The following is a 25,760-nucleotide window of genomic DNA, read 5'->3' as shown; positions in this document are numbered from 1 at the left end:
TGGCTCAACTGACCAGCGCGTGGTCCGTGCAATAGGCCCGCAACACCTCGACATCGGGCACAAAGCCGAGGCCCGGGACGTCGGGCAGGCGCATGCGCGGCTTGAAGGCGAGCTCGGGATACAGCAGGCGCTCGAACTCGATGAAGGGGACTTCCAGCGCCACGTTTTCCGGCAACAATGTGCACAGGTGGGCAACGGCAAGCAGCCCCGGGCCGAAATAGAAGCAATGGGGCACGACGCGGACCGCGTGATCGCGGGCAATCGCAAAGACCTCCAGCATCGCGCTGATCCCCCCGACCTTGGCGACACTGGGCTGCAGGACATCCACCGCACCCTGCTCGACCAAGGCGCGGAGACCGTTCACCCCCGCCGCGTTTTCACCGGCGGAAATCGCCACGCCATGGCGGCGCACCTGGGCCAGGCCGTTGATATCATCCGGTGGCCAGACGGGCTCCTCCAGCCAACCAAGCGCCAGCTCGCGCAACTGTTCAGCCATGGCGCATGCCTGGGCAACGGTCCATGGACAATTGACATCCACCATCAACTCGCCGACCGATATCGGCAGCGCCGCACGGGCCGCCGCGATGGCCGCATAGTTGGTTTCATGCAGTTTGATCTTGCGAAAGCCCTGCTGCTGGGCGCGCTTGACCTGAGCAAACACTTCGTCGGGATCTCCGCCATAACTGACCAGGCTGGCATACAACTCGAGCTCGCGCGGCCTACCGCCCAGCAGTTGGTACAACGGCTGGCCGAGCACCTGCGCGGCCAGGTCCCACAAGGCGATGTCGATACCGGACAAGGCATAGACCATCGGCCCGGTCGAGCCGAAACCATGCAGGGCACGACGCGCGGCCTCCAGAGTCTGCACGCGGTCAGCCAGCGCGGTACCGATGAACATGGGCGCAACCACCTCAGTCAATGCCTTGAAGGTCACCGGGTTGGCGCCATGGCCGAAAGCCTCGCCCCAACCGCTCAGGCCTGTGTCGGTAGTGACCTTGAGCATCAGGCTTTCCATGCGCCGATGTCGGGGGGATGCGGCATTGAAGGCATCGTCATCCCTGCTCGGCCCGAGGTGCTTGCGCTCGGTGGTGCCCGCGGAAAACGGGATGCTCAGGCGGATGATCTCGATACTGCGAATAATCACAGGCAGGTCTCCCAAAGCTTTTTTGTTGATGTTATAAACTGGCAAGGCACAGTGTTACGTTATCGTACAACATCAGGAAGAGCAGAAGGAATGGATCACGCGGGTTATCCGAATTAAAGGAATCGGAAAGGCCGGTATTGGCGGACAGGGCAGGATTGAGCGCGCGGGAATCGAAAAACGCGAGCCGCTGGCGTACTTGAACGAGTACTTGAAAACCACGGCGGGTGATGGGTCAGAAAGGCCTTCGGAAAAACAAAAAAGCCCGCACAAGGCGGGCTTTCTGTGATGAGCTGGCGTTCAGTGGTCCAGATCATCGAATATGGCGCAGCGGACGGGACTCGAACCCGCGACCCCCGGCGTGACAGGCCGGTATTCTAACCGACTGAACTACCGCTGCGCGTAACACTGATAACGAATGGTGGGTGATGACGGGATCGAACCGCCGACCCTCTGCTTGTAAGGCAGATGCTCTCCCGGCTGAGCTAATCACCCTTCGCTTTCGGTGTGGCGCGCATTCTACGGAGCAGTCCAGACTCTGGCAAGCACTTTTTTTAATATTTTTCTCAGGCCTTCCAAAGACTTAGCGAAGGGTTGGCCTATGGGGCCATGAAGAGAATAATGCCCTCCTTTGTATAAAGGAGAGATGCACCCCATGTGGTTCAAGAACCTGCTGATCTATCGCCTGACCCAAGATCTGCCTTTTGATGCCGAGGCGCTGGAGACCGCACTGGCGAGCAAACCGGCCCGCCCCTGTGCAAGCCAGGAGTTGACCACCTATGGTTTCGTCGCGCCCTTCGGCAAAGGCGAGGACGCCCCGTTGGTGCATGTCAGCGGCGACTTCCTGCTGGTGGCCGCGCGCAAGGAAGAACGTATCCTGCCGGGTAGCGTGGTGCGCGATGCGCTGAAGGAAAAGGTTGAGGAGATCGAAGCCGAACAGATGCGCAAGGTCTACAAGAAGGAGCGCGACCAGCTCAAGGATGAAATCATCCAGGCGTTCCTGCCGCGGGCGTTTATCCGTCGTTCCTCGACCTTTGCCGCCATCGCGCCGAAACAGGGCCTGATTTTGGTCAACTCGGCCAGTCCGAAACGCGCCGAAGACCTGCTGTCGACCCTGCGCGAAGTACTCGGCACCCTGCCGGTGCGGCCGCTGACGGTGAAAACCGCGCCAAGCGCGATCATGACCGAGTGGGTGAAGACCCAGGCAGCCGCCGAGCACTTCTTCGTACTCGATGAATGCGAACTGCGTGACACCCATGAAGACGGCGGCATCGTGCGCTGCAAGCGCCAGGACCTGACCGGCGAGGAAATCCAGTTGCACCTGAGCACCGGCAAGGTGGTGACCCAGTTGTCGATGGCCTGGCAGGACAAACTGTCCTTCGTGCTCGACGACAAGATGGTGGTCAAGCGCCTGAAGTTCGAAGACCTGCTGCAGGATCAGGCCGAACAGGACGGCGGCGAAGAAGCCCTGGGCCAGTTGGACGCCAGCTTCACCTTGATGATGCTGACCTTCGGCGAGTTCCTGCCGCAGCTGTTCGAGGCCCTGGGTGGCGAGGAAATGCCGCAGGGTATCTGATCACGCCGTAACAACGGGCGAACGCCTGTGGGAGCGGAGCTTGCCCGCGAAGAACGATGACTCGGTGTGCCAGACAGACCCGGTCGCCAGCATTCGCGGGCAAGCTCCGCTCCCACAGGTACTCCACCGTGTGCAGACTCTCGGTTCGACACAGAGATCCTGGGAGCCGGACTTACCGGAAGGCCATTGAGGCCACCACAAGCTTCGTGGTTAAGCCCCTCTCCCACAGCGCCTGCTTGATCCGCCCCCCATAACAAGGAAAACCCCATGCGCGCACTGGCCACTCTCAGCCGCTTCGTCGGCAATACCTTCGCCTACTGGGTGCTGCTTTTCGCCGTGCTGGCGTTCCTTCAGCCCAGCTGGTTCATCGCCCTGAAATTCGCCATCGTGCCGCTGCTCGGCCTGGTGATGTTCGGCATGGGCCTGACCCTCAAGCTCGACGATTTCGCCGAAGTCGCCCGCCATCCCTGGCGCGTGGCCCTGGGCGTGGTCGCCCACTTTATTATCATGCCCGGCGTCGCCTGGCTGCTCTGCCGGGCCTTTCAACTGCCGGCGGAAATCGCCGTCGGGGTGATCCTGGTCGGCTGCTGCCCCAGCGGCACCTCGTCCAATGTCATGACCTGGCTGGCCCGCGGCGACCTCGCGCTGTCGGTGGCCATCGCCGCCGTCACCACCCTGCTCGCCCCGCTGCTGACGCCCGCACTGATCTGGCTGCTGGCCTCGGCCTGGTTGCCGGTGTCGTTCGGCGAACTGTTCTGGTCGATCCTGCAGGTGGTGTTGCTGCCGATCGTGCTCGGGGTCGTCGCCCAACGGCTGCTGGGGGAGCGGGTCCGCCACGCGGTGGAAGTCCTGCCGCTGGTGTCAGTGGTGAGCATCGTGATCATCGTCGCCGCCGTGGTCGCCGCCAGCCAGGCGAAGATCGCCGAATCCGGGCTGCTGATCATGGCCGTGGTGATGCTGCACAACAGCTTCGGCTACCTGCTGGGCTATTTCACCGGTCGTCTGTTCAAACTGCCACTGGCCCAGCGCAAGTCGCTGGCGCTGGAAGTCGGCATGCAGAACTCAGGGTTGGGCGCCGCACTGGCCAGTGCGCACTTCTCGCCGTTGGCAGCGGTGCCCAGCGCCTTGTTCAGTGTCTGGCACAATATTTCCGGTGCCCTGCTCTCGACCTGGTTCCGACGCATGAGTGAAAAGCAGGACCGCGAACTGGCCGCTGAGCGCGCTCAAAGCTGAGGGGAACTTGACCAGACCGGCAAGAATGCGCACTATACTGCGCAGCGCAGGGACGACCTTGCGGCTTGGGCGCGCTATCCATCCGGGGACGACCCCATCCATAGATGGAGGTTTTCATGTCCTGGATCATTCTGTTTTTCGCCGGTCTGTTCGAAGTCGGCTGGGCCGTTGGCCTGAAGTACACCGACGGTTTCAGCCGCCCGCTCCCCACTACCCTCACCGTCGCGGCCATGGCCATCAGCCTTGGCCTGCTGGGCCTGGCCATGAAGGAATTGCCGCTGGGCACCGCCTATGCGATCTGGACCGGTGTCGGCGCGGTGGGCACGGTGATCGCCGGGATCATCCTGTTTGGTGAGTCCATGGCGTTGTTTCGGCTGGCGAGCGTGGCCTTGATCATTACCGGGTTGGTCGGCTTGAAAGTCTCGGCCGCCTGACATGATCCTTTGTGGGAGCCGGCTTGCCGGCGATGAGGCCAGTGGGCTTTGCATTGCCTGATCGGCCGCCATCGCCGGCAAGCCGGCTACAAGGACCGTGTTCAATCGCAAAGATGTGGGGCCAGAGGGGCCGCCAAAAGCTTCGCGGGCAAGCTCCGCTCCCACACACCTATCTGCGCACCCGCCCCCGCAGTTGCAACACCTGCTCGCGCAGTTGCGCCGGTACCGCCACCTCCGCCCCGACCGGCGTCCCCGCCACCAGGGTCACCCGCGACCACAAGCGCCGGAACAGGCCCTTGGCCGGATCACGGCTGAAGAAACTGCCCCACAAACCTTGCAGCGCCAGCGGAATCACCGGCACCGGGGTCTCCTCCAGCACCCGGGTCATGCCGCCCTTGAACTCATTGATCTCACCGTCACTGGTCAGCTTGCCCTCAGGAAAAATGCACACCAACTCCCCTTCCTTCAGGTACTCGGCGATCTTCCGGAATGCACGCTCATAGATCTCCAGGTCTTCACCGCGCCCGGCAATCGGAATCGCCCCGGCCGTACGGAAGATGAAGTTGAGCACCGGCAAACGGTAGATCTTGTAATACATCACAAAGCGGATCGGCCGCCGCACCGCGCCGCCAATCAGCAACGCATCGACAAACGACACATGGTTGCAGACCAGCAAGGCCGGTCCCTCATCGGGAATCAGCTCCAGGTTGCGGTGTTCGACACGGTACATGGAATGGCTGAGCAGCCAGATCATGAAGCGCATGCTGAACTCGGGCACGATCTTGAAGATATAGGCGTTGACCGCGATGTTCATCAGCGACACCACGAGGAACAACTCGGGAATCGACAGCTTGGCCACGCTCAGCAGCAAGATCGAGACAATCGCCGAGACCACCATGAACAGCGCGTTGAGGATGTTGTTCGCGGCAATCACCCGGGCTCGTTCGTTCTCGGCGGTCCGCGACTGGATCAGGGCATACAGCGGCACGATGTAGAAACCGCCGAACACGCCCAGCCCGAGGATATCCACCAACACCCACCAGGCCTGGTGATAGCCGAGGATCGCCAGCCAGTCGTTGGCCTGCAGGTTCTGCGGCAGGTTGCCGGAATGCCACCACAGCAACAGGCCGAACAGCGTCAGCCCGAACGAGCCGAAGGGCACCAGGCCGATTTCCACCTTGCGCCCCGACAACCGCTCGCAAAGCATGGAGCCGGCGGCAATGCCCACGGAAAACACCGTGAGGATCAGCGTCACCACGGTTTCATCGCCGTACAGCCACTCCTTGGCGTAAGCCGGAATCTGCGTCAGGTAGATCGCCCCGACAAACCAGAACCAGGAGTTGCCGACAATCGAGCGCGACACCGCCGGCGTCTGCCCCAGGCCCAGGCGCAAGGTGGCCCAGGACTGGCTGAAGACATTCCAGTTCAGCCGCAGTTGCGGGCTCGCCGCCGCCGCCCGGGGAATGCCGCGGCTGGCCAGGTAGCCAAGCACCGCCACCAGCACAATGGCGCTGGACACGATGGGCGCGTAGTGCGCCGAAGACATCATCACCCCGGCACCGATGGTCCCCGCCAGGATCGCCAGGAAGGTGCCCATTTCCACCAGGCCATTGCCGCCCACCAGTTCCTCTTCGCGCAGGGCCTGGGGCAGGATCGAGTACTTGACCGGGCCGAACAGCGCCGAGTGGGTGCCCATGGCGAACAGCGTCAGCAGCATCAGCGACAGGTGATCGAACACAAAGCCCACGGCGCCCACCGCCATGATCACGATTTCACCCAGCTTGATCACCCGGATCAACGCGTCCTTGGCGAACTTTTCGCCGAACTGTCCGGCCAGCGCCGAGAATAGGAAGAACGGCAGGATGAACAGCAAGGCACAGAGGTTGACCCAGATACCGCGATCCCCGGTGAGGGCCAGCTTGTAGAGGATGGCGAGGATCAACGATTGCTTGAACAGATTGTCGTTGAACGCCCCGAGGGACTGCGTGACGAAGAACGGCAGGAACCGTCGTGTACGCAGCAGGCTGAATTGTGAGGGGTGACTCATCTTCCCTGTACCTGAGTGGCGCCGAGAGCGGCTTTCTTGTTGGAAGGCGGATCACCGCCCTCGAGCCACAACCTTACCTAATATCGGGCAACTATTTCGCTATTCCTGCCAGGCAAGGTGAAACAAAAAGCTCGCCTTTATAGGCCCCGCGCAGGGTCCGCGAACCGACAATCAGCCAGAGCACCGCCAGCAACGCCACCAGCAACAGGCCGAAGCCGCTGAAAAAACCCAGGTGCAAAGTGCTGGCCAACTTCAAGGTCGCCAGGGAGTAGACCCCCAACGGAAAGGTGAAACCCCACCAGCCGAGATTGAACGGGATGCCCCGGCGCAAATAACGCAGGGTGATCAACACCGCCATCAGCATCCACCACAGGCCCAGGCCCCAGAGGATGAGCCCGGCGACCAGGCCCAGGCCGCTGGCGATCTCGCCCACACCCGATAGTCCGTTGGCGGTGAAAATCGCTGGCGAATCCGCCCCCAGCAACAGCATGCCCAGCGCACCGGTACCGATCGGCCCCAACGCCAACCAACTCGAAGCCGCCATGTTTTCATGGGGCAACTTGTGCAAGGCCATGCGCAACAGCAGGATCACCAGGATGCTGAACGCCACCGGCACCGAAAACGCCCAGAGCACATAGCTGGTGATCAACACATTGAATTGCAGATGGGGATCGAGCAGGTGCGGCGCCAGCAGGCCACCGCTGGCCGACGCCACTTCCGCGGCCACCACCGGCAGCAGCCAGACCGCCGTCATCTGGTCGATGCTGTGCTCCTGGCGGGTGAACATCAGATAGGGAATCAGCACGCCGCAGGCCAGGGACATGGCCACGTCGATCCACCACAGCACTTCGGCGACCTGCACCGCGCTATCGCCCCAGCGCGGCACGCCGAAGACCAGGAAACCGTTGATGATGGTCGCCAGCCCCATGGGAATGGTGCCGAAGAACATCGAGACCGTGGAATGCCCGAAAATCCGCCGCGCCTCATGGAAGAACAACACCCAGCGCGCGCCGTAGAGCAGGCTGAACACGGCGAACAGCAGGATATTGAACAGCCACAGGCCTTCGGCGAAGGCTCGTTGGCCAGGGATTTCAAACGGCAACTGCGCCAGGGCCAGCGCCAGGACACCGGTGCCCATGGTGGCGGCGAACCAGTTCGGGGTGAACTGGCGAATCACTTCGCGGGGATGCTGCAGGTGGCCTAAAGGCCGGATTCCGAATTTGACACTATTGGCGCACGTTTGCATGGCTGACTCCTGTCCTCGGGTGAGGTTGCAGCCATCATAGAACCGGATCGAATATCCATATAACGGGTATTTTCTCTAACTGTTATCTATTTTATAGATAAACATTCAGAGACTGCCTTCGGTTTCGATCACCAGCACCCGCACCTCGCCCAAGGGTTCAGCCAGGTGCTCACAACCGATTTCCGCGTAAAAAATATCGCCGACCTCCAGCACCACGGCCTGCTCGACTCCATCCTTGCGATAACGCATGCGGACCTGGCCATCGAGCACCACAAACACCTCCTGACCGTCATTGACGTGCCAAATATAGGGTTGGTCGGTCCAGTGCAAGCGGGTGCCGATGCCGTTCATGCTGGCAATATCCAGCGCCGCCCAGGGACGGCTGCCGGTGAAGTCGCGGCTGCGGATGATCGTCATGGGCGTTGCCACGCCTGTGGTTGGGACGTCGGGATCGAAGAACAGGGCATGGGCTGGCTCCTTGTCGGGTATTTTCGAGGACTCATGATTGCGCGCAGTCCGTACATTAATAAGTGGCCCGAAAGACAATCTTCGATAAGATCGGGCCAAATTGCTGCTCCGAGCCCACAGCCGATGACCACGATCGATATCGCCGTAATCGCCTTCAACGACATCAGCCCTTTTCATCTGTCCGTACCCACGCTGGTATTCGATGAGCAGCGCGAAGGCGTCGAGATGCCGCGCTTTTCCCTCAGGGTCTGCGGCTTCGAGCCAGGCCCACTGCGGACCTCGGCGGGGTTCGAGATCCAGGTTCATCATGGGCTTGAGGTGCTTGGCCAGGCCGACGTGATCATCATGCCGTCCTGGCGCGACACTGAAGAACGGCCGCCAGAGCCGTTGCTGGAAGCGCTGCGCGGGGCACACCGCAAAGGTACGCGGATCGTCGGCCTGTGCCTGGGGGCCTTTGTCCTCGCCGAAGCAGGGCTGCTGGACGGACGCAAAGCCACCACCCACTGGAATTGGGCCGCGACCTTCGCCCGCAAATACCCCCGGGTACTGCTGGATGCCGATGTGCTGTATGCCGAGTCCGGGCAGTTGCTGACCTCGGCCGGCACCGCCGCCGGCCTGGATTGCTGCCTGTATCTGATGCAGCAACTGTGCGGGGCCGAAGCCACGCACAAGGTGGCCCGGCACCTGGTGGTGGCGCCCCATCGCTCGGGTGGCCAGGCACAGTTTATCGAGCGGCCCCTGCCCATGGCCGGCGAACAGGATCGCATGGGGCAACTGCTGCAATGGCTCGGGCAAAACTTCACCCGGAGCCATTCCCTGGATGAACTGGCGGAGCGAGCGGCCATGAGCCGCCGCTCATTCACCCGGCATTTCAAGCAACTGACCGGGACCACCGTGGGCCAGTGGCTGCTGGGGCAACGGCTGAGCCATGCCCAGCGCCTGCTGGAAAGCAACGCCCAGAGTATCGAAGGCATTGCCCTGGCGGCGGGATTCGGCACGGCCTTGTCGTTGCGCCAGCATTTCCACGCCTCGCTGCGGATTTCCCCGTCGGCTTACCGCGCGCAGTTCATCGGGCGCCGACCCCACTGACGCCGAATACATCCCCTGCAGAAACCAGCTTGCTGGCGATGACGATTTCTCAGGCGACAGCAATGCCGACCATCAACTCGCAATCGCCCTTGTGCGAGCAGAGCTTGCTTGCGAAGAGGCCCGCAAGAGCGCTAAAAGCTTCGCGGCGGTGCGGCGATCCGACAAGCTCCGCTCCCATATTGACCCTGTTCATCCGCCCCTTGCTCCATACGATACATATCCAGTTGAGCCTCCCTGCGCAACCAAGCGGCATCCAGCACCGGCTCCATACCCGATATTGGCCGCTTGATTTCATCGCCACGCACCAACGCACTGCGCAAAATCGCAAACCGTGCCCGGTTGATATGCCCGCCGGAGCCATAGGTGCCGACCTTGCCCAGCCTCGCGGCGACGCCGGTGTGCGCACCGAACCAACCGGCAGCAATCCCCAGGCGCGCCCGGACAAAGGCATGATCACGGAGAATCGCCGCACAGGCCTGGATCAGTCCGATAAACCCCTGGGTCGCCACATCCATGGCTTCCAGGCCATGCAACTGGGCAATGCGCTTGCCAATCCATACGCCCCGGGTCTTGAGCAGCAATGCATCGACGCAGTCATGGGCCAGCTCGACCCGACGCCGCGGCTCGGGCTCGTGCAACAGTGCCCGCCGCAGGCTCTGCAGGGCAAAGGCCATGGGCGCCGCGCCCTGGGGGCGCATCCGCCGCGAGGGCAACACATGACCGAGCAATTGGTGCAGGCCGAACAGACTCTCGGGTTGCAGGAACAATCGAGCCTGGGCGGACAGTGGTTGCCAGGCCACCTCCTGCAACAGGCCGAGCATCTGCGTCAGGTCCGCGGACTGGAGCCTCAAGGCCAACTGCGTGGACGCCGGCAAGGGCGCCCGAAGGCCGGAGCGTGTGGGAGTGGTCATGGCGCGCCGTGGTCATTCCGGTAAAGGACCCCAGTCTGACCAACGCCCCGTCGTTGATCTTGCAATAACCGATCAGTTGGCCGACACGCTCAGGCCAACAGGTCCCGCGCCGGACGACGCCACAGCAACATCAGCAAGGCCCCCAGGGACAGCCCGATCAACATCACGCCGTAGCCGTCGGTCGTGGCGATCAGGCCGAAACGGCGGCACAGGTTGCCCGCCAGCAATGCCGGCAGGCAGAACGCCAGGTAGCTCAGCGCATAAAAGGCCGACATCAATCCTGCCCGCTCATGCGGCAAGGCCAGCGGTACCACACTGCGCAACGCGCCGAGGAAGCCCGAACCGAAGCCGCTGCCCGCCACCAAGGTGGCGAATAAGAACAGAGGGAGACTGCCACTGTGCGCCGCCAGCAAAATCAGGCTGACACCTATGGCCAGCAGTACCGCCCCCAGGCGCAGGGTCTTTTGCGCCGGACGATTGCGCAGGCTGAAAATCGCCAACGCGCCGCTGAGGGTCAGCACCGCCACCAGCACGCCACCGATCAGATTGGAGGTCGAGCCGGTCGCGGCGCGTACCAGCGAAGGCGCGAGTGACAAGTAGAAACCGCCCATGGCCCAGACCGCGACGTCCACCGGCAAGGCTATCCACAGGGCCTTGCGCGCTTGTGCTGGCACATGCAGGGTCGGGCGCAACGACGCCAGCGCGCCCGGCTGTGCACTGACCGTTTCCGGCAGGCGCCAGACAACGGCCGCCTGCACGACCAGCAGGCCGAACAGCATCCAGTACACCAACTGCATCGGATGTGGCGCGAACTCCACCAGTAAACCGGAGCCGAGGCCACCGCAAGCCATCCCCAGCAACGGTGCAATACTGTTGATCAACGGCCCCTTGCGGTTGTCGTTGTCCAGCAGGGACGCACCCAGTACGCTGGTAGCCATGCCGGTGGCAAACCCTTGCAGTGCCCGTGCGGCGATCAACCCTGCGGCGCTGTCGGCCGAGATGAACAGCCACATCGCACCGATATCCAGCAACAATGCCGCAAAGATCACCGGCCGGCGGCCCAGATGGTCGGACAACGAACCGACCGTCAGCAGCGCCGCCAGCAGACTCAGGGCATACACTCCGAAGATCAGCGTCAGGGTCGCCGCGGAAAACTGCAGGGTTTCCTGATACAGGTGGTACAAGGGCGTCGGTGCGCTGGAGGCGGCCAGGAAGGTCAGCAAGCCGAGCGACAGGAACACCAGGCTGGCGCGGTTGGAAACGGGTGTTTCGACGCTATTGGACATGGGCACACTCCACGGCAAGGCACAAAAGCTAAGACATTGCTTTTGCGAAGTGTGCTACGGGCTTTCTCTTAAAGCAAATTCTTTGTGTTAAGGTTTTGACATGGCGATCAAAGAAAGTGTACGTCCGGGTGGCCGCAGTGCGCGGGTGCAGGAATCGATTCATCAAGCGGTCCGCGCGCTTCTCGAGGAGCAGGAGCGCGCGAGCCTGACGGTCCCGCAGATCGCGACACGGGCCGGCGTCACGCCTTCGACCATCTATCGGCGCTGGGGCGACCTGGCGGCGCTATTGGCGGATGTGGCCTTTGCGCGCATGCGCCCGGACGCCGAGCCGGCCAATACCGGCAGCCTGCGCGGCGACCTGCAAGCCTGGGCCGAGCAGTATCTGGATGAGATCAGCTCGGAACCGGGCCGACAGATGATGCGTGACGTGCAATGCCGCCCCAGCACCGGCTATTGCACGACCATTCTCGGCGGGCAGTTACAGACCATTCTGGATCGTTACCCGCAGGCAACGCCGCCCAGCGTCGAGCGCCTGCTCGACCTGATCGTCGCGCCGACGGTGTTCCGGGTGCTGTTCGCGGAAAAGCCGTTGAGTGTCGAGGCCTTGCACCGGCAGATAGAGCTCGCCCTGCACGGCTGAACAGCCAGCCGCGACACTCCACCACGCTGCGACCTTGGTCGACACTGACGCCGCCCGGCCATCGTGCGAGACTGTAGCGCCGAGGGCTGGACCGCCCTGGGGGATGTCTTTTGCCGGGAGTTTCCATGTCGCTGTCCAGCGGGCTGATCGCCGCCGTCGCCCTGGCCTATATGGCCATCATGTTCGCCATCGCCTTTTATGGCGACCGTCGCAGTGCGGCCCTGCCGCCGCGTATGCGCGCCTGGGTGTACAGCCTGTCGCTGGCAGTCTATTGCACCAGCTGGACCTTCTTCGGCGCGGTCGGCCAGGCCGCCGACCAGCTCTGGGCCTTCCTGCCGATCTACCTGGGCCCCGTGCTGTTGCTGGTATTCGCGCCCTGGGTCCTGCAAAAGATGGTGCTGATCAGCAAACAGGAAAACATCACTTCCATCGCCGACTTCATCGCCGCCCGCTATGGCAAGTCGCAGTCCCTGGCGGTGGTGGTGGCATTGATCTGCATGGTCGGCGTGTTGCCGTATATCGCCCTGCAACTGAAGGGCATAGTCCTCGGCGTCAACCTGTTGATCGGCGCCGGAGCCGACGCCATGGGAGTGCGGGCCCAGGACACGGCACTGATCGTCTCGCTGATCCTGGCGCTGTTCACCATCGTCTTCGGCACCCGTAACCTCGACGCCACCGAACACCATCGCGGCATGGTGCTGGCAATCGCCTTCGAGGCCCTGGTCAAGCTGTTTGCCTTTCTCGCCGTCGGCGCCTTCGTCACCTACGGCCTGTATGACGGCTTCGATGATCTGTTCAACCAGGCCCGGACCTCGGCGCTGCTGGCCGAATACTGGGAGGAAACGGTCAACTGGCCGTCCATGGTGGTACAGACCGGCGTGGCGATGATGGCGATCATCTGCCTGCCCCGGCAGTTCCATGTCACCGTGGTGGAGAACATCGAGCCCCAGGACCTGCGCCTGGCCAAGTGGGTGTTCCCCGCCTACCTGATCCTCGCGGCCTTGTTCGTGGTGCCGATTGCCCTGGCCGGGCGCATGATGCTGCCCACCGATGTGTTGCGCGATTCCTACGTCATCAGCCTGCCGCTGGCCCAGGCCCATCCGGCGCTGGCCTTGCTGGCCTTTATCGGCGGTGCCTCGGCGGCCACCGGCATGGTGATTGTCGCCAGCGTCGCACTGTCGACCATGGTCTCCAACGACATGCTGCTGCCCTGGCTGCTGCGGCGACAGAACTCCGAGCGGCCGTTCGAAGCGTTCCGCCACTGGATGCTCTCGGTACGCCGGATCAGCATCGTCGCCATTCTGCTGCTGGCCTACGTCAGCTACCGGCTGCTGGGCTCGACCGCGAGCCTGGCGACCATCGGCCAGATCGCCTTCGCCGCCGTGACCCAACTGGCGCCGGCCATGCTCGGCGCGCTGTACTGGAAACAGGCCAACCGGCGCGGGGTGTTTGCCGGTATCGCCGGGGGCACGTTCCTCTGGTTCTATACCCTGATCCTGCCGATCGCCGCCCGCAGCCTGGGCTGGTCGCTGAGCAGCTTCCCCGGCTTGGCCTGGCTCCACGGCAACCCGTTGAACCTGCCGATCAGCCCCCTGACCCAAGGCGTGGTGCTGTCGCTGGCGGGCAACTTCACCCTGTTCGCCTGGGTCTCGGTGCTGTCGCGCACGCGAGTCTCCGAGCACTGGCAGGCCGGGCGCTTCATCGGCCAGGAACTCCACGCCCGCCCCAGTGCCCGCTCGATGCTGGCGGTGCAGATCGAGGACCTGCTGAGCCTCGCCGCGCGCTTTGTCGGCGAGGAACGCGCGCGCCAGAGTTTTATCCGTTTCGCCTACCGCCAGGGCAAGGGTTTCAACCCGAACCAGAACGCCGACAGCGACTGGATCGCCCACACCGAACGCCTGCTGGCCGGGGTCCTCGGCGCCTCCTCGACCCGCGCGGTGGTAAAGGCCGCCATCGAAGGGCGCGAAATGCAGCTCGAAGATGTCGTCAAGATCGCCGACGAAGCCTCCGAAGTACTCCAGTTCAACCGTGCCTTGCTGCAAGGCGCCATCGAAAACATCACCCAAGGCATCAGCGTGGTCGACCAGTCACTGAAACTGGTGGCCTGGAACCGACGTTACCTGGAGCTGTTCAACTACCCGGACGGCCTGATCAGCGTCGGTCGGCCGATTGCCGATATCATCCGTTACAACGCCGAACGCGGCCTGTGCGGCCCCGGCGAGGCCGAAGTGCATGTCGCTCGGCGCCTGCACTGGATGCGCCAGGGCCGCGCGCATACCTCGGAACGACTGTTCCCCAACGGCCGGGTGATCGAGCTGATCGGCAACCCGATGCCCGGTGGCGGTTTTGTCATGAGTTTCACCGACATCACCGCGTTCCGCGAGGCCGAACAGGCCCTCACCGAAGCCAACGAGGGCCTGGAACGGCGCGTCGCCGAACGAACCCACGAACTGTCGCAACTGAACCTGGCGCTGACCGAGGCCAAGGGCACGGCGGAAGCGGCCAACCAATCCAAGACCCGCTTCCTCGCGGCGGTCAGCCACGACCTGATGCAGCCGCTGAACGCCGCCCGGCTGTTCTCCGCCGCACTTTCCCATCAGGACGACAGCCTGTCCCAGGAAGCCAAGCAACTGGTCCAGCACCTGGACAGCTCGCTGCGCTCGGCCGAAGACCTGATCAGCGACCTGCTGGATATCTCGCGCCTGGAGAACGGCAAGATCACACCCAATCCGCAACCCTTTGTCCTCAACGAACTGTTCGACACCCTCGGCGCGGAATTCAAGGCCCTGGCCCAGGAGCAAGGCATGAGCTTCCGGGTGCGTGGCAGCCGCTTGCCGGTGAACAGCGATATCAAGCTGTTGCGGCGGATCCTGCAGAACTTCCTGACCAATGCCTTCCGCTACGCCAAGGGGCCGGTCCTGCTCGGCGTGCGGCGCCAGGGCGGGCAGCTGTCGCTGGAGGTCTGGGACCGCGGCCCGGGTATTCCCGAGGACAAGCGCCAGGTGATTTTCGAGGAATTCAAACGCCTCGACAGCCACCAGACCCGCGCCGAAAAAGGCCTGGGGCTGGGCCTGGCGATTGCCGACGGGCTCTGCCGGGTGCTCGGCCATCACCTGCAAGTGCGTTCCTGGCCGGGGCACGGCAGTGTGTTCAGCGTCAGCGTGCCGATTGCCAGTCATCCGGCGAGTGCGGCCGGCAAGGCCGCGCCCGTCAACGGCCATGCATTGAGCGGGGCGCAGGTATTATGCGTGGATAACGAAGACAGCATCCTGATCGGCATGCACAGCCTGCTGACCCGTTGGGGCTGCCGGGTTTCGACCGCGCGCAATCGCGAGGAGTGCGCGGCCTTGCTCGATGGCGGCCTGCGTCCGCAACTGGCGCTGGTGGACTATCACCTGGACGACGGCGAGACCGGTACCGGATTGATGACCTGGATGCGCACGCGCCTGGCGGAACCGCTGCCCGGCGTGGTGATCAGCGCCGACCTGCGCCCGGAAACCGTCGCACAGGTGCATGGGGCGGGGTTGGAGTACCTGGCCAAGCCGGTGAAGCCGGCGGCGTTGCGGGCGTTGTTGAGTCGGCATCTGCCCCTCTGAAGGTACGCACCGGGACTCACTTGTGGCGAGCGGGATTGTCGGGACGCCGCACCGCCGCGCTCGACTGTGAAGCAGTCGTAAAACCTGTGATTGCGTTCTGCCTGACACAATGAAGTCGCTGATTTCAGGGCTGCTTTGCAGCCCAACGCGGGCAAGCCCGCTCGCCACAAGTCTGGGCTCGGGCTTGAAGAACCATTACTCCGGCAACTCGACCACACCATTTTCATCGGTCATCGCCCGCTCCAGCAACTCCGCCGGCAGGCTCTTGCTCGCCCGCGCGCCCAACAACTTGAGCTGTTCGCTGCGGCTGACCAGGTTGCCACGTCCGTCCGTCAACTTGTTGCGGGCGGCGGCGTAGGCCTTGTCCAGTTGCTGGAGGCGACTGCCGACCTCATCCAGGTCCTGGATGAACAACACGAACTTGTCATACAGCCAACCGGCGCGCTCGGCGATTTCCCGGGCGTTCTGGCTCTGCCGTTCCTGTTTCCAGAGGCTGTCGATCACCCGCAAGGTAGCAAGCAAGGTGGTCGGGCTGACAATCACGATATTGCGGTCGAAAGCTTCCTGGAACAGGTTCGGCTCAGCCTGCAAGGCCGCCGAAAACGCCGCTTCGATGGGCACGAAGAGCAAGACGAAATCCAGGCTGTGCAAGCCTTCGAGACGCTTGTAGTCCTTGCCGGCCAGGCCCTTCACATGATTGCGCAGCGACAGCACATGCTGCTTGAGCGCCGCCTGGCCGATCACCTCGTCGTCGGCGCCGACGTATTGCTGATAGGCGGTCAGGCTGACCTTGGAGTCCACCACCACCTGCTTGTCACCCGGCAACAGGATCAGCACATCCGGCTGGAAACGCTCGCCGTCCGGCCCTTTCAGGCTGACCTGGGTCTGGTACTCACGACCCTTTTCCAGCCCGGCATGCTCAAGCACCCGTTCGAGAATCAATTCGCCCCAGTTACCCTGGGTCTTCTGCCCCTTGAGCGCGCGGGTCAGGTTGGTCGCCTCATCGCTCAGGCGCAGGTTCAGCTGTTGCAGGCGCTCCAGTTCCTTGCCCAGGGAGAAACGCTCGCGAGCTTCCTGTTGATAACTCTCTTCCACACGCTTTTCAAAGGACTGGATGCGCTCCTTCAACGGGTCGAGCAATTGTCCGAGGCGTTGCTGGCTGTTTTCGGCAAAACGCGCCTCGCGCTCGTCGAAGATCTTTCCAGCCAGTTCGGCAAACTGCGCGCGCAGCTCATCGCGCGAGCCTTGCAGGTCGTCCAGGCGCTGCTGATGGCTGTCCTGCTGCTCGCGCAGCTCGGCGCTCAACGACGCCGCCTGGGCATCCAGGCGGCGCAGCTCGGCCTCTTTCTGGGCGCGTTCGAGGTTCCAGGCATGGGCGGCGTCACGGGCGTTGTCACGCTCGATCTGCAGCAGCTCGACTTCCCGGCGCAACGCCGCCAGTTCCGCCTGCTTGAGCGTATTGGCCTGGCTCAGGTCGCTGACCTCGTCACGACAGGCATCCAACTGCGCGCCGAGCCCCTCCGCCGCCAGGCGGGCACTGCTCAAACGCTCGTCCAGCAGCGCCCATTCGGCCTGGGCGGCACTCGCCCGGCGCTGCAACTGCCAGGCCAGCACCAGCAACGGCAGCGCCGCCCCCGCCAAACCGAGCAAGAGACTGGTCAGATCCAACGCCATAAGGACTCCCAAGGTGCCAACGAATTGTAAAGAATCAAGGGTAACGAACGTGGTCGGCGATGGACAGTTCGGCCCGGGGAGAAATCGTATAGGCCCTGGACAGGGGCAAGGAGTCCAAGCGAAATTTCATGTAGCACTGCGCGCCAGATCGCAGGGCGCGCCACTCTACGCTGTTTTTCGTACGGGTAAAGCCGAAAAAACCCGGCATGCCCGTGCTAGAGCAAGCGCTTGGGACAATCCACAGAAGCTGTGGATAACTCAGTGGACAACCCCTTCCCAACCCTCGCAAAGCCGCATGGAATGGGGCTCGCAGTCAAACTGTCGATTTTTTCACCAATAAAAAAAGACGATATTTTTCATTGACTTGTATTTGCGATACAGGCATTCGAGGGACAGATTGCGCAGATGACAGTCAGGTGACAAGCCCTGGCCCGATTGTGCACAAGTAGTGCGATAACGGTTATATCGACGCACCTTTTTTGCACAGCCCCGGCCTTCCGCTCTCCAGCGCCGCCTCTGGCGCCGGTACGTCGCCCTCTTTCGTGCGGCCTTCCACCAGCGGGATCGTGCCTCGGCGCCCAGGCAGCGGCTTGAACAACATTTTTTGCTAACATACTTCCCTTATCCGTTTCAATGCGATAGTATCCGCACCGTTAGTACCAAGCTGAAAGTCAATTCTGGTCGAACACTCCCGCACAAGCACTCTCCAAAATGGATCAGTCGCTCGAAAAAGGGATCGGCCCCTCGATGGTTTCCAGGTAGATCTTCTCCAGCACAGCCTTATGAAAGGCGGCTGCCGAAACTGATTACTCTGACCGAACCAACCTGCATGATTGATCAGGATCTTCACCCCGGGCCCAGAACCTTAGCCCTTGTTGTGATTGCCTGCCCTCCTAAGTACCTACCTGCCAGCCCAAGCGCCACTCACTTTCATGCGCTTCAACTGGCGGCTTTGTTCCAGTCAGGTTCTTCGTCCGATCCATAATGGTTCGACGCTACTGGAACGTTTTAACGTTGCACGGATCAGATTCCGTGTCATTTGCAGGAACACCTAATAATTATGTCGACTCAAATCCATACCCAGGACGCCATTCGCACCCTGACCAACGCCTTCGCACCGATGAACTGCCTGATCATGGCCGCTCGCAAAGGCTGCTTCAGCTTCACGCTGGTCAACGAACACGGTATCGCTCGTCACAGCGAACGCTTGTATCCGGACCAGTATTCCAGCGCCGAACCGCTGCAGGCGGTCATCGAACGCACGCGCCAAGCCCTGGTTGCCTGAAGTTCGAAACAAGCTGTAACCCAAAAGCCCGGCCTTGGTTGCCGGGCTTTTTATTGCCTGAAGTTTCGCGATTTTGGCTGTATGACTAAGTACGAATAAATATATAAGCCGGGTGCTCATGGCCTAAATATTTTAAAAACAGACCTTTACAGCAAAGATATGACACTACACTTCAACTCAAGCGGCCCGGGCCGCTTCCGGCGGGCCTGAACGCCTCCACCGCTACCTGGGGCCAGGCCACGCCGACCAATAAGAAATCGCCGATCACGGCAGGAGCATCGAGGGTGTCATGGGTATCGCCGCCAGGGAACTGCGCCTTTATGTGATTCGTCCGACCCTGCTGTACCTGGGTCGCCACAGCCTGAGCGCCGAAGCGCTGCTGCTGGGCATCGCCGCCAGCCAGTCGGACCTCGGCTCGGCCCTGCACGACCGTCGCGGCCACGGCCTGTACTGCATCGACGAGGGCCGCCATGCCGCGCTATGGGACCGCTACCTGGCCCCGGACCCGGAATTGGCCAGCCTGGTTCGCGGCCTGGCCAGCCAGCACGCTTTTTTAAGCAGCCCGAATCTCGAACTCGCGGTGAATTTGCGTTATTCCACCGCCATCGCCTGGCTGCTGGTGGAAGAACACCACCCACACCTGCCCGCCATCGACGATCTGCTCGGTATGGCGCGGATCTGGCGACAGACTTTCCAGCCACAAGGACGTTTAAGGGACTTCACTCGCGCCTGGCGCAGTTGTGACTCATCGGTCACTCCGATCGCCTGTTAGAGCCAATACCGAGTTTCTGGAAAAACCCACCGATTTTGGTCGGATTGTCCTACAAAACCGCTCTATCTCCGGTAATTCAGCCTATAGCGCCGAAGCGAAAATGTTGGTAGTTTTCGCCACGGTGATCACCACGGAGTTCTAATAATGAAAAAAGTAATGCTCAAGACCACACTCAGCCTCGCCGTTGCTCTGGCATCCACCCAGTTGTTCGCGAGTGGCTTTGCCCTCAACGAACAGAGCATCAGCGGGATGGGGACCGGTTTCGCAGGTCGATCTTCTTCTGCCGACGATCCAAGCACTATCTACGGTAACCCTGCCGGTATGTCCCGCCTCAAGGGCCAACAAATCACCGTTGGCGCTGCCTCCATCGATGCTTCAACCGATATCAAGGACGTCAGTGGTCGCTCACGGGGCCAGAACGACGGCGACATGGTTCCGTTCACCACAGTGCCGATGCTGTTCTATACCAACCAGCTCAACGATCAATGGTCGATCGGCTTTGGTGCCTACGCCCCCTTCGGGCTGGTCACCAACTACGGCGCCAACTTCCAGGGCCGCGCCTTCGGCAGCAAGAGCGAAGTCAAGGTCGTGACCTTCCAGCCAACCATCAGCTATGCCTTTAACGACAAGGTATCGGTTGGTTTCGGCCCGACCATCAACCGCATTTCCGGTGAACTGCAATCGGATCTGACGCTTAACCCTCTGGTTTCGGACGTCAACGTCAAGCTCAAGGGAGACGACACTGCCCTGGGCTTCAACCTCGGCGTGCTGGTCCAGGCCACCGATACCACGCGTGTAGGCCTGACCTATCACTCGAAGGTAAATTACGATTTAGAGGGGCACACGCAGATCACCGCGCCTACCGCGCTTACAGGCATCGTCAACAGCAATCGCTATAACGCTTCGTTGAAAATCGCGACACCGGAATCCTATGACCTGTCGGTCACCCAGGACATGTCGGACGCCTGGAAACTCTATGCGGGTACCACCTGGACTCGCTGGAGCCGCCTGAAGGACATTACGGTCAATAACGAAGGAGTGACAGCGGCTGCGGGCGGTGTTGCTTCCCCGTCGCTTTTCGGCACCATCACCGAACCACAAAACTGGCACGACACCTGGGCGTATGCCGTGGGTACTTCCTACCAGTTGAGCAAACAGTGGGTTCTGCGCACCGGCCTGACCTTCGACCAGTCGCCAACCAACAACACGGACCGTTCGCCGCGTATTCCTACCGGTGACCGTACGATCATCAGCTTCGGTGCCGGTTATGCCGTTAACGAAAATCTGACCATCGACGGCGCCATTTCCTATCTCAAGGAAGAGGACATCAACGTGAGTAAGTCCAACGCGCTAGCCAGCTACAACGCCAAGTACGAAAACAGCGCATGGGGCTATGGCCTGGGCGCTACGTACAAGTTCTGATTCACGACGAAGCTGAACCGCTCGTTAGCTGGATAGAAAAAACCCGCATCGTCTGATGCGGGTTTTTTATTGCCCCTAGCAAGCGCCCATGCCCAACTGCATCAACGCCAACCCGCCCTGGTGCCAGCCCCACCAGGACAACGCCAGCAGCAAGGCGATCAGCGCCAGGGCCAGCAGCCGCGACCAGAAGCCACTCATGCCAGGCCTGCCTGCGCCTGCAACCGCGCCACGGGCCGCTCACGCACCGGCCAGTTCAAAGCCGCAGCGAGCAGGCTCAGAAGGATCGAGACCTGCCAGATCAAGTCGTAGCTGCCGGTATGGTCATACACCACTCCACCCAGCCAACCGCCAAGGAAAGCCCCCAACTGGTGGAAGAGAAACACGATCCCACCGAGCATGGAGAGATTGCGCACGCCGAACAGGGTCGCCACGGTGCCGTTGGTCAGGGGCACCGTCGACAGCCAGAGAAACCCCATCGCCATGCCGAACAGGTAGGCGCTGAATTGCGTGACCGGCACCCAGAGAAACACCACGATCACCACCGCCCGCGCCAGGTACAGGGCAGTCAACAGGCGTGGCTTGGACATCCTGCCGCCGAGCCAGCCGGCGGTGTAGGTGCCGAAGATATTGAACAGGCCGATCAGCGCCAGCACCGTGGTGCCGACGGTGGCCGGCAGATGCTGGTCGACCAGGTAGGCCGGCAGGTGCACGCCGATGAATACCACCTGGAAACCGCAGACAAAAAAACCGAACGCCAGCAACCAGAAGCCGGAATGGGAACAGGCCTCGCGCAGCGCCTCGGACAGGGTCTGCTCGCCCTCGAACTTGGGCAGCGGCTTGTCCTTGAGCAGGCCCACCAACGGCACGATCAGCGCCACCAGCACGCCCAACACCAGCAACGCCGTCGACCAGCCGAGCCAGCCGATCAACCCCAGGGTCCCCGGCAGCATGGCGAACTGACCGAAAGACCCGGCGGCACTGGCGATGCCCATGGCCATGCTGCGCTTCTCCGGCGGCACAGCGCGCCCGACCACACCGAGGATCACCGAGAACGAGGTCCCCGACAGGCCGATACCGATCAGCAGGCCGGCACTCAGGGACAGGCTCAGGGCGGAGTCGGACAAGCCCATGCAGAACAGTCCGACGGCGTAGAGCACGCCACCGATCACCACCACTTTCGCCGCACCGAAACGATCGGCCAGGGCCCCGGTGAAAGGCTGGGCCAGCCCCCAGATCAGGTTCTGCAAGGCGATGGCAAAGGCGAACACCTCGCGGCCCCAGCCGAACTGCGCGCTCATGGGCGGCAGGAACAGCCCGAAACCGTGCCGTATCCCAAGGGACAGCGCGAGAATCAGCGCGCTCCCGAGCAAAATCCAGCCACTGGCACGCCACATCGATGTCATTGTTATGCTCCATTAACGGGTATATACCCGCTTTATTCAAATAAAACGGCGATTACTCGCCGCTTGCCAACTCTTCCAGCAAGGCCAGCAGGGTCGCGCGCTTTTCTTCCCCGAGACGCTCCACCAGACGCTGCTGCGAGGCTTCCCAGGCAGGCTCGGCGGCCACCAGTCGCTCGGCCCCGGCGTCGGTGAGCCGGACCAGGCGGTTACGCTGGTCGGCGCCCTCGGTCAGGGCCACCAGGCCATCACACTCCAGCACCCGCAGGTTACGCCCGAGGGTACTGCGATCCAGGCCCATGGCTTCGGCCAGGCTGGAAATGCTCGGCTGGTCGAGACGCTTGAGATTACACAACAGAGAATACTGGGCGACGTTGATCCCGAAGCCGTCGAGAGCGCCGTCGTAATGCCTGCTGACGCCACGAGCGGCGCGACGCAGGCTGATGCATAAGCAATCGGTCGATAACATGGTGTGTGTATATACCCGTAACACAGTGAAAACAAGTTTGAACGATAGATCAGTGGTGTGGCGGCTGACGTCATCGCCGGCAAGCCAGGCTCCCACAGGTGGGTGGCGGTGTGGCAAATGTGGTAACCGACGCAGGTCGTGTAGGAGCTGGCTTGCCAGCGATGACATGCGCAAGATCGTCGAAGCTCCCCTCAGACCAATGCCCATCCCACCAACACCGCCATCTCCAGCAGTTCCAGCAACGCCCCCGCCGTATCGCCGGTGGTGCCGCCCAAGCGCCGCAGCATCAGTTGCCGCAACCAGCAGAAGCCCAGCAGCGCCAGCAATACCGCCCCGGCGCCCTTGAGCCCGGCCAGCAGTCCACAAAACAGCGCGCTCGCCAGCAACACATACCAGCCGGCCCGCCGTGGCAGATGATCGGCCAATGCCTGTCCCAAGCCACCGGCACGCACGTAGGGCGTGGTCAGGAACAACCCGAGCAAGGCACTACGGCCGATCAGCGGCACGAACAACAATGCCAGCGTCTGCCGCTGCTCGATCAACGCCAGCACGGCACAGAACTTCAACAACAGCACCAGCACCAGCGTAACCACGGCAATCGGTCCGCTGCGCGGATCCTTCATGATCAGCAAGGTCCGCTCGCGGTCGCCGAAGCCGCCCAGCCAGGCATCCGCGCTGTCGGCCAGGCCGTCCAGGTGCAGGCCGCCACTGAGCAGCACCCAGGCCGTCAACAGCAAGGCGGCATGGAGCAACGGCGGCGCGCCCGCCAACGCCCAATCGAGCGCATAAAGCACCACGCCGAACAACAACCCCACCAGCGGATAGCAGAGCAGCGACCGGCCCATTTGCCGAGGTTCCGGCATGCCCGGCAAGCGAATCGGCAGGCTGCTGAGAAACTGCAAGGCGATCCAGAACGGCAAACACTTCACGGCGCCTCCCTCAGCCCACCGTCGACCGCCACCCGCAGGGCGAACAAGGCGCCATGGGCCACCTCGACCTGCAACAACTGCTCACGCGGCAACCCACGAGCCTGGGCCAGCAAAACCTTCATCACCCCGCCATGACTGATCAACAGCACGCGCTGGCCGGCATAGCGCTGCCGCAAGCGCGATACCGCCGCCAGCACCCGCTCGGCGAACTGCCGCACCGGCTCGCCATCAGGCGGTGTGAAGGCATAGGGATCGGACCAGAACCGGCCCAGGTCATCGGCGTCCGTCTCCATCAACGCTGCCGCGCTCTGTCCTTCCCAGGCCCCGAAATGCAACTCGCGCAGGTCACGCTCGATCTCGACCGGAAGCCCCAGACCCGCACCCAGCTGTTCGGCAAACCGCGCACAGCGCTGCAACGGCGAACTGATCAAGCGATCCCAAGGCCCTTGCCGCGCCACACCGGCATGCATCTGTTCCCAGCCCTTGGGCGTCAAGGCATCGTCCAGGCTGCCGCGCAAGCCGCCACCCAGCTCGGTTTCACCATGACGCAGCAGGTCCAGGCGCAAGGTCATGCCGGGCGATCCGCCACGGCCGCCTCGGCAAAGGTCGCCATCTGCCCGTGCAGGTCGCAGGCCAGGCGCACCAAGGGCACCGCCAGTGCCGCGCCGCTACCCTCGCCCAGGCGCAGGCCCAGATCGAGCAAAGGTTCGGCCAGCAAGCTTTCCAGGACATGCCGATGGCCGCGTTCGGCGCCGCGGTGGGCGAAGATCAACCACTGCCGGCACTCGGGATTCAAGCGCACCGCGACCATCGCCGCGACGGTGCAGATAAAACCGTCGACCAGCGCCGCCACGCCTTCCTGGGCACAGGCCACATAGGCCCCGGCCAGCGCCGCGATCTCGAAGCCGCCCAGGCGGAACAAGGCCTGCAACGGATCGTCGGTGTGTTCGGCATGCAGCGCCAGCGCCCGCTCGATGACCTGCGCCTTGTGGCTGACGCCGGCCGGGTCGAGGCCGGTGCCGGGGCCGGCCAACAACGCCGCCGGGCATTTCAGCAGCGCACAGGCCACGGCACTGGCCGAAGCCGTGTTGCCGATGCCCATTTCGCCGCCGATAAACAATTCAGCGCCCGCCGCCACCGCGCGCCGTACGCTGTCACGTCCGGCTTCCAGCGCCAACCGGCCCTGGGCTTCGCTCATGGCCGGGCCCTGGGCGAAGTTCGCGGTGCCGGCACCGATCTGCAGATGCCGCACACCCGGCAGGTTGAGCATCGGCGTCACGGTACCGAGGTCGTTGATATCCAGCTGCGCGCCCAACTGCCGTGCCAACACGCTGATCGCCGCGCCGCCGCCAACGAAATTGGCGAGCATCTGCCCGGTCACTTCCTGCGGATAAGCCGATACGCCTTCGGCCACCACGCCATGGTCACCGGCAAAAATCGCGATCCATAATGTATCGACCCGCGGCTTGAGGCGGCCCTGCAAACCCGCCAGTTGCACCGCGACCTGCTCCAGCTGGCCCAGGGAGCCGCTGGGTTTGGTCAATTGTTGCTGACGCTCGAACGCCGCGTCCTGTGCCGGTAGATCAATCGCCTTGCACGGGTTCAGCCACCACGATTCACTCATAACGCAGTTCCTTTCAAAGTCAGGGGCAAGCCGGCGACCGTCAGCACCACACGCTGACAACGCTCGGCCAGAGCTTGATGCAGCCAACCGGCTTCATCGACATAACGGCGAGTCAATTCGCCCAGCGGGACGATACCCAGGCCGGTTTCGTTGCTGACAAAAATGATCTCTCCCGGCAACTGCGCGAGGCTCAGTAACAGGGCTTCGCGCTCGTTCTTCAAACGCTCGGCGTCGTCGAGCATGAGTAGATTGGTCAACCACAGGGTCAGGCAATCGACCAACAGACAGGCATCGACCGCCGCGTTCTCACGCAGCACACGCGCCAGTTCCAGCGGTTCTTCGATCAACTGCCAATGGGCCGGACGCCGTTGGCGATGCAGGGCGACCCGCTCGTTCAACTCGCCGTCCTGCGGCTGGCTGGTGGCGATATAGGTCACCGGCAGCATGCTTTGCGCCGCCAGGCGTTCAGCCAGGCGACTCTTGCCGGAACGGGCACCACCGAGGATCAGTTGCAACAT

23 protein-coding genes and 2 tRNA genes are annotated in these 25,760 nt (G+C 62.6%); 9 read left to right on the top strand and 16 right to left on the bottom strand.

All coding sequences use genetic code 11. From position 1 onward, the window contains the following. Positions 1 to 4: 4 nt before the first annotated feature. The 3 genes from M5B96_RS11710 to M5B96_RS11700 all read right to left on the bottom strand — a co-directional run bounded on the left by M5B96_RS11710 (position 5) and on the right by M5B96_RS11700 (position 1,636). Positions 5 to 1,144 (bottom strand): mandelate racemase/muconate lactonizing enzyme family protein, encoded by a 1,140-nt coding sequence (locus tag M5B96_RS11710; RefSeq protein ID WP_248796859.1) that lies wholly within the window; start codon positions 1,142 to 1,144, stop codon positions 5 to 7. A 320-nt stretch (positions 1,145 to 1,464) separates the two neighbouring features. Next, positions 1,465 to 1,541, bottom strand: a tRNA-Asp gene (locus M5B96_RS11705). 19 nt (positions 1,542 to 1,560) lie between these two features. Then, positions 1,561 to 1,636 (bottom strand) — tRNA-Val (locus M5B96_RS11700). A gap of 160 nt (positions 1,637 to 1,796) precedes the next feature. Here M5B96_RS11700 and rdgC point away from each other — a divergent pair. From rdgC to sugE, 3 genes are all read left to right on the top strand, one after another. Then, positions 1,797 to 2,717 carry a recombination-associated protein RdgC gene (gene rdgC / locus M5B96_RS11695; RefSeq protein WP_248796858.1) on the top strand — a complete coding sequence of 307 codons (921 nt, stop codon included), beginning with the start codon at positions 1,797 to 1,799 and terminating at the stop codon, positions 2,715 to 2,717. Between the two features lie 267 nt (positions 2,718 to 2,984). Further along, positions 2,985 to 3,950: a bile acid:sodium symporter family protein gene (locus M5B96_RS11690; RefSeq protein ID WP_248796857.1), complete on the top strand. Its 966-nt coding sequence runs from the start codon at positions 2,985 to 2,987 to the stop codon at positions 3,948 to 3,950. A gap of 116 nt (positions 3,951 to 4,066) precedes the next feature. Continuing rightward, complete coding sequence (gene sugE / locus M5B96_RS11685; RefSeq protein ID WP_248796856.1) at positions 4,067 to 4,384, top strand: quaternary ammonium compound efflux SMR transporter SugE; 318 nt, start codon at positions 4,067 to 4,069, stop codon at positions 4,382 to 4,384. Between the two features lie 169 nt (positions 4,385 to 4,553). On the opposite strand, the gene M5B96_RS11680 is transcribed toward sugE, so the two are convergent. From M5B96_RS11680 to M5B96_RS11670, 3 genes are all read right to left on the bottom strand, one after another. Further along, positions 4,554 to 6,431 (bottom strand): MFS transporter, encoded by a 1,878-nt coding sequence (locus tag M5B96_RS11680; protein ID WP_248796855.1) that lies wholly within the window; start codon positions 6,429 to 6,431, stop codon positions 4,554 to 4,556. A gap of 91 nt (positions 6,432 to 6,522) precedes the next feature. Next, positions 6,523 to 7,677: a TDT family transporter gene (locus M5B96_RS11675; RefSeq protein ID WP_248796854.1), complete on the bottom strand. Its 1,155-nt coding sequence runs from the start codon at positions 7,675 to 7,677 to the stop codon at positions 6,523 to 6,525. Between the two features lie 105 nt (positions 7,678 to 7,782). Further along, on the bottom strand, positions 7,783 to 8,094 hold the full coding sequence (locus M5B96_RS11670; protein WP_248796853.1) for a cupin domain-containing protein: 312 nt from the start codon (positions 8,092 to 8,094) through the stop codon (positions 7,783 to 7,785). A 174-nt stretch (positions 8,095 to 8,268) separates the two neighbouring features. Here M5B96_RS11670 and M5B96_RS11665 point away from each other — a divergent pair, with 174 nt between their 5' ends. Next, positions 8,269 to 9,234 (top strand): helix-turn-helix domain-containing protein, encoded by a 966-nt coding sequence (locus tag M5B96_RS11665; protein WP_248796852.1) that lies wholly within the window; start codon positions 8,269 to 8,271, stop codon positions 9,232 to 9,234. A 131-nt stretch (positions 9,235 to 9,365) separates the two neighbouring features. On the opposite strand, the gene M5B96_RS11660 is transcribed toward M5B96_RS11665, so the two are convergent. Continuing rightward, entirely contained in the window at positions 9,366 to 10,145 is a 780-nt protein-coding gene (locus M5B96_RS11660) for a hypothetical protein (RefSeq protein ID WP_248796851.1), read from the bottom strand. 89 nt (positions 10,146 to 10,234) lie between these two features. Next, positions 10,235 to 11,431, bottom strand: coding sequence for an MFS transporter (locus M5B96_RS11655; RefSeq protein WP_248796850.1), 1,197 nt, complete (start codon positions 11,429 to 11,431; stop codon positions 10,235 to 10,237). 100 nt (positions 11,432 to 11,531) lie between these two features. Here M5B96_RS11655 and M5B96_RS11650 point away from each other — a divergent pair, with 100 nt between their 5' ends. Then, entirely contained in the window at positions 11,532 to 12,071 is a 540-nt protein-coding gene (locus tag M5B96_RS11650; RefSeq protein ID WP_248796849.1) for a TetR/AcrR family transcriptional regulator, read from the top strand. 125 nt (positions 12,072 to 12,196) lie between these two features. Then, complete coding sequence (locus M5B96_RS11645; protein WP_248796848.1) at positions 12,197 to 15,667, top strand: hybrid sensor histidine kinase/response regulator; 3,471 nt, start codon at positions 12,197 to 12,199, stop codon at positions 15,665 to 15,667. 195 nt (positions 15,668 to 15,862) lie between these two features. Here the strand turns inward: M5B96_RS11645 and rmuC are convergent, their stop codons facing one another. Next, complete coding sequence (rmuC, locus tag M5B96_RS11640) at positions 15,863 to 17,227, bottom strand: DNA recombination protein RmuC (RefSeq protein WP_248797072.1); 1,365 nt, start codon at positions 17,225 to 17,227, stop codon at positions 15,863 to 15,865. A 1,174-nt stretch (positions 17,228 to 18,401) separates the two neighbouring features. Between rmuC and M5B96_RS11635 the strand changes: the two genes are divergently transcribed. From M5B96_RS11635 to M5B96_RS11625, 3 genes are all read left to right on the top strand, one after another. Then, entirely contained in the window at positions 18,402 to 18,626 is a 225-nt protein-coding gene (locus tag M5B96_RS11635; RefSeq protein ID WP_007898912.1) for a hypothetical protein, read from the top strand. 289 nt (positions 18,627 to 18,915) lie between these two features. Then, on the top strand, positions 18,916 to 19,398 hold the full coding sequence (locus M5B96_RS11630; protein ID WP_248796847.1) for a hypothetical protein: 483 nt from the start codon (positions 18,916 to 18,918) through the stop codon (positions 19,396 to 19,398). Between the two features lie 144 nt (positions 19,399 to 19,542). Next, positions 19,543 to 20,820, top strand: a complete 1,278-nt coding sequence (locus M5B96_RS11625) for an OmpP1/FadL family transporter (protein ID WP_248796846.1) — start codon at positions 19,543 to 19,545, stop codon at positions 20,818 to 20,820. A 75-nt stretch (positions 20,821 to 20,895) separates the two neighbouring features. Here the strand turns inward: M5B96_RS11625 and M5B96_RS32525 are convergent, their stop codons facing one another. From M5B96_RS32525 to cobU, 7 genes are all read right to left on the bottom strand, one after another. Continuing rightward, positions 20,896 to 21,018 carry a hypothetical protein gene (locus M5B96_RS32525; protein WP_263859534.1) on the bottom strand — a complete coding sequence of 41 codons (123 nt, stop codon included), beginning with the start codon at positions 21,016 to 21,018 and terminating at the stop codon, positions 20,896 to 20,898. Continuing rightward, the gene (locus M5B96_RS11620; RefSeq protein ID WP_248797071.1) at positions 21,015 to 22,214 is read right to left on the bottom strand and encodes an MFS transporter; all 1,200 of its coding nucleotides are present in this window, start codon (positions 22,212 to 22,214) and stop codon (positions 21,015 to 21,017) included. Before M5B96_RS11620 ends, M5B96_RS32525 begins: the two co-directional genes overlap by 4 nt. Positions 22,215 to 22,275: 61 nt before the next feature. Continuing rightward, the gene (locus M5B96_RS11615; protein WP_248796845.1) at positions 22,276 to 22,689 is read right to left on the bottom strand and encodes a MarR family winged helix-turn-helix transcriptional regulator; all 414 of its coding nucleotides are present in this window, start codon (positions 22,687 to 22,689) and stop codon (positions 22,276 to 22,278) included. Positions 22,690 to 22,880: 191 nt separating this feature from the next. Beyond that, on the bottom strand, positions 22,881 to 23,618 hold the full coding sequence (locus M5B96_RS11610) for an adenosylcobinamide-GDP ribazoletransferase (protein ID WP_318654834.1): 738 nt from the start codon (positions 23,616 to 23,618) through the stop codon (positions 22,881 to 22,883). Next, positions 23,615 to 24,190, bottom strand: a complete 576-nt coding sequence (cobC, locus tag M5B96_RS11605) for an alpha-ribazole phosphatase family protein (protein WP_248796844.1) — start codon at positions 24,188 to 24,190, stop codon at positions 23,615 to 23,617. Before cobC ends, M5B96_RS11610 begins: the two co-directional genes overlap by 4 nt. Then, positions 24,187 to 25,242: a nicotinate-nucleotide--dimethylbenzimidazole phosphoribosyltransferase gene (gene cobT, locus M5B96_RS11600; RefSeq protein WP_248796843.1), complete on the bottom strand. Its 1,056-nt coding sequence runs from the start codon at positions 25,240 to 25,242 to the stop codon at positions 24,187 to 24,189. The genes cobC and cobT overlap by 4 nt, the downstream gene beginning before the upstream one ends. After that, a complete protein-coding gene (gene cobU, locus M5B96_RS11595; protein WP_248796842.1) occupies positions 25,239 to 25,760 on the bottom strand; it encodes a bifunctional adenosylcobinamide kinase/adenosylcobinamide-phosphate guanylyltransferase in 522 nt (173 codons plus the stop codon). The genes cobT and cobU overlap by 4 nt, the downstream gene beginning before the upstream one ends.

This window comes from Pseudomonas sp. MWU13-2105 (assembly GCF_023242315.1).
Taxonomy (GTDB): Bacteria; Pseudomonadota; Gammaproteobacteria; order Pseudomonadales; family Pseudomonadaceae; genus Aquipseudomonas.
This window is presented reverse-complemented; position numbering and strand designations above follow the sequence as displayed.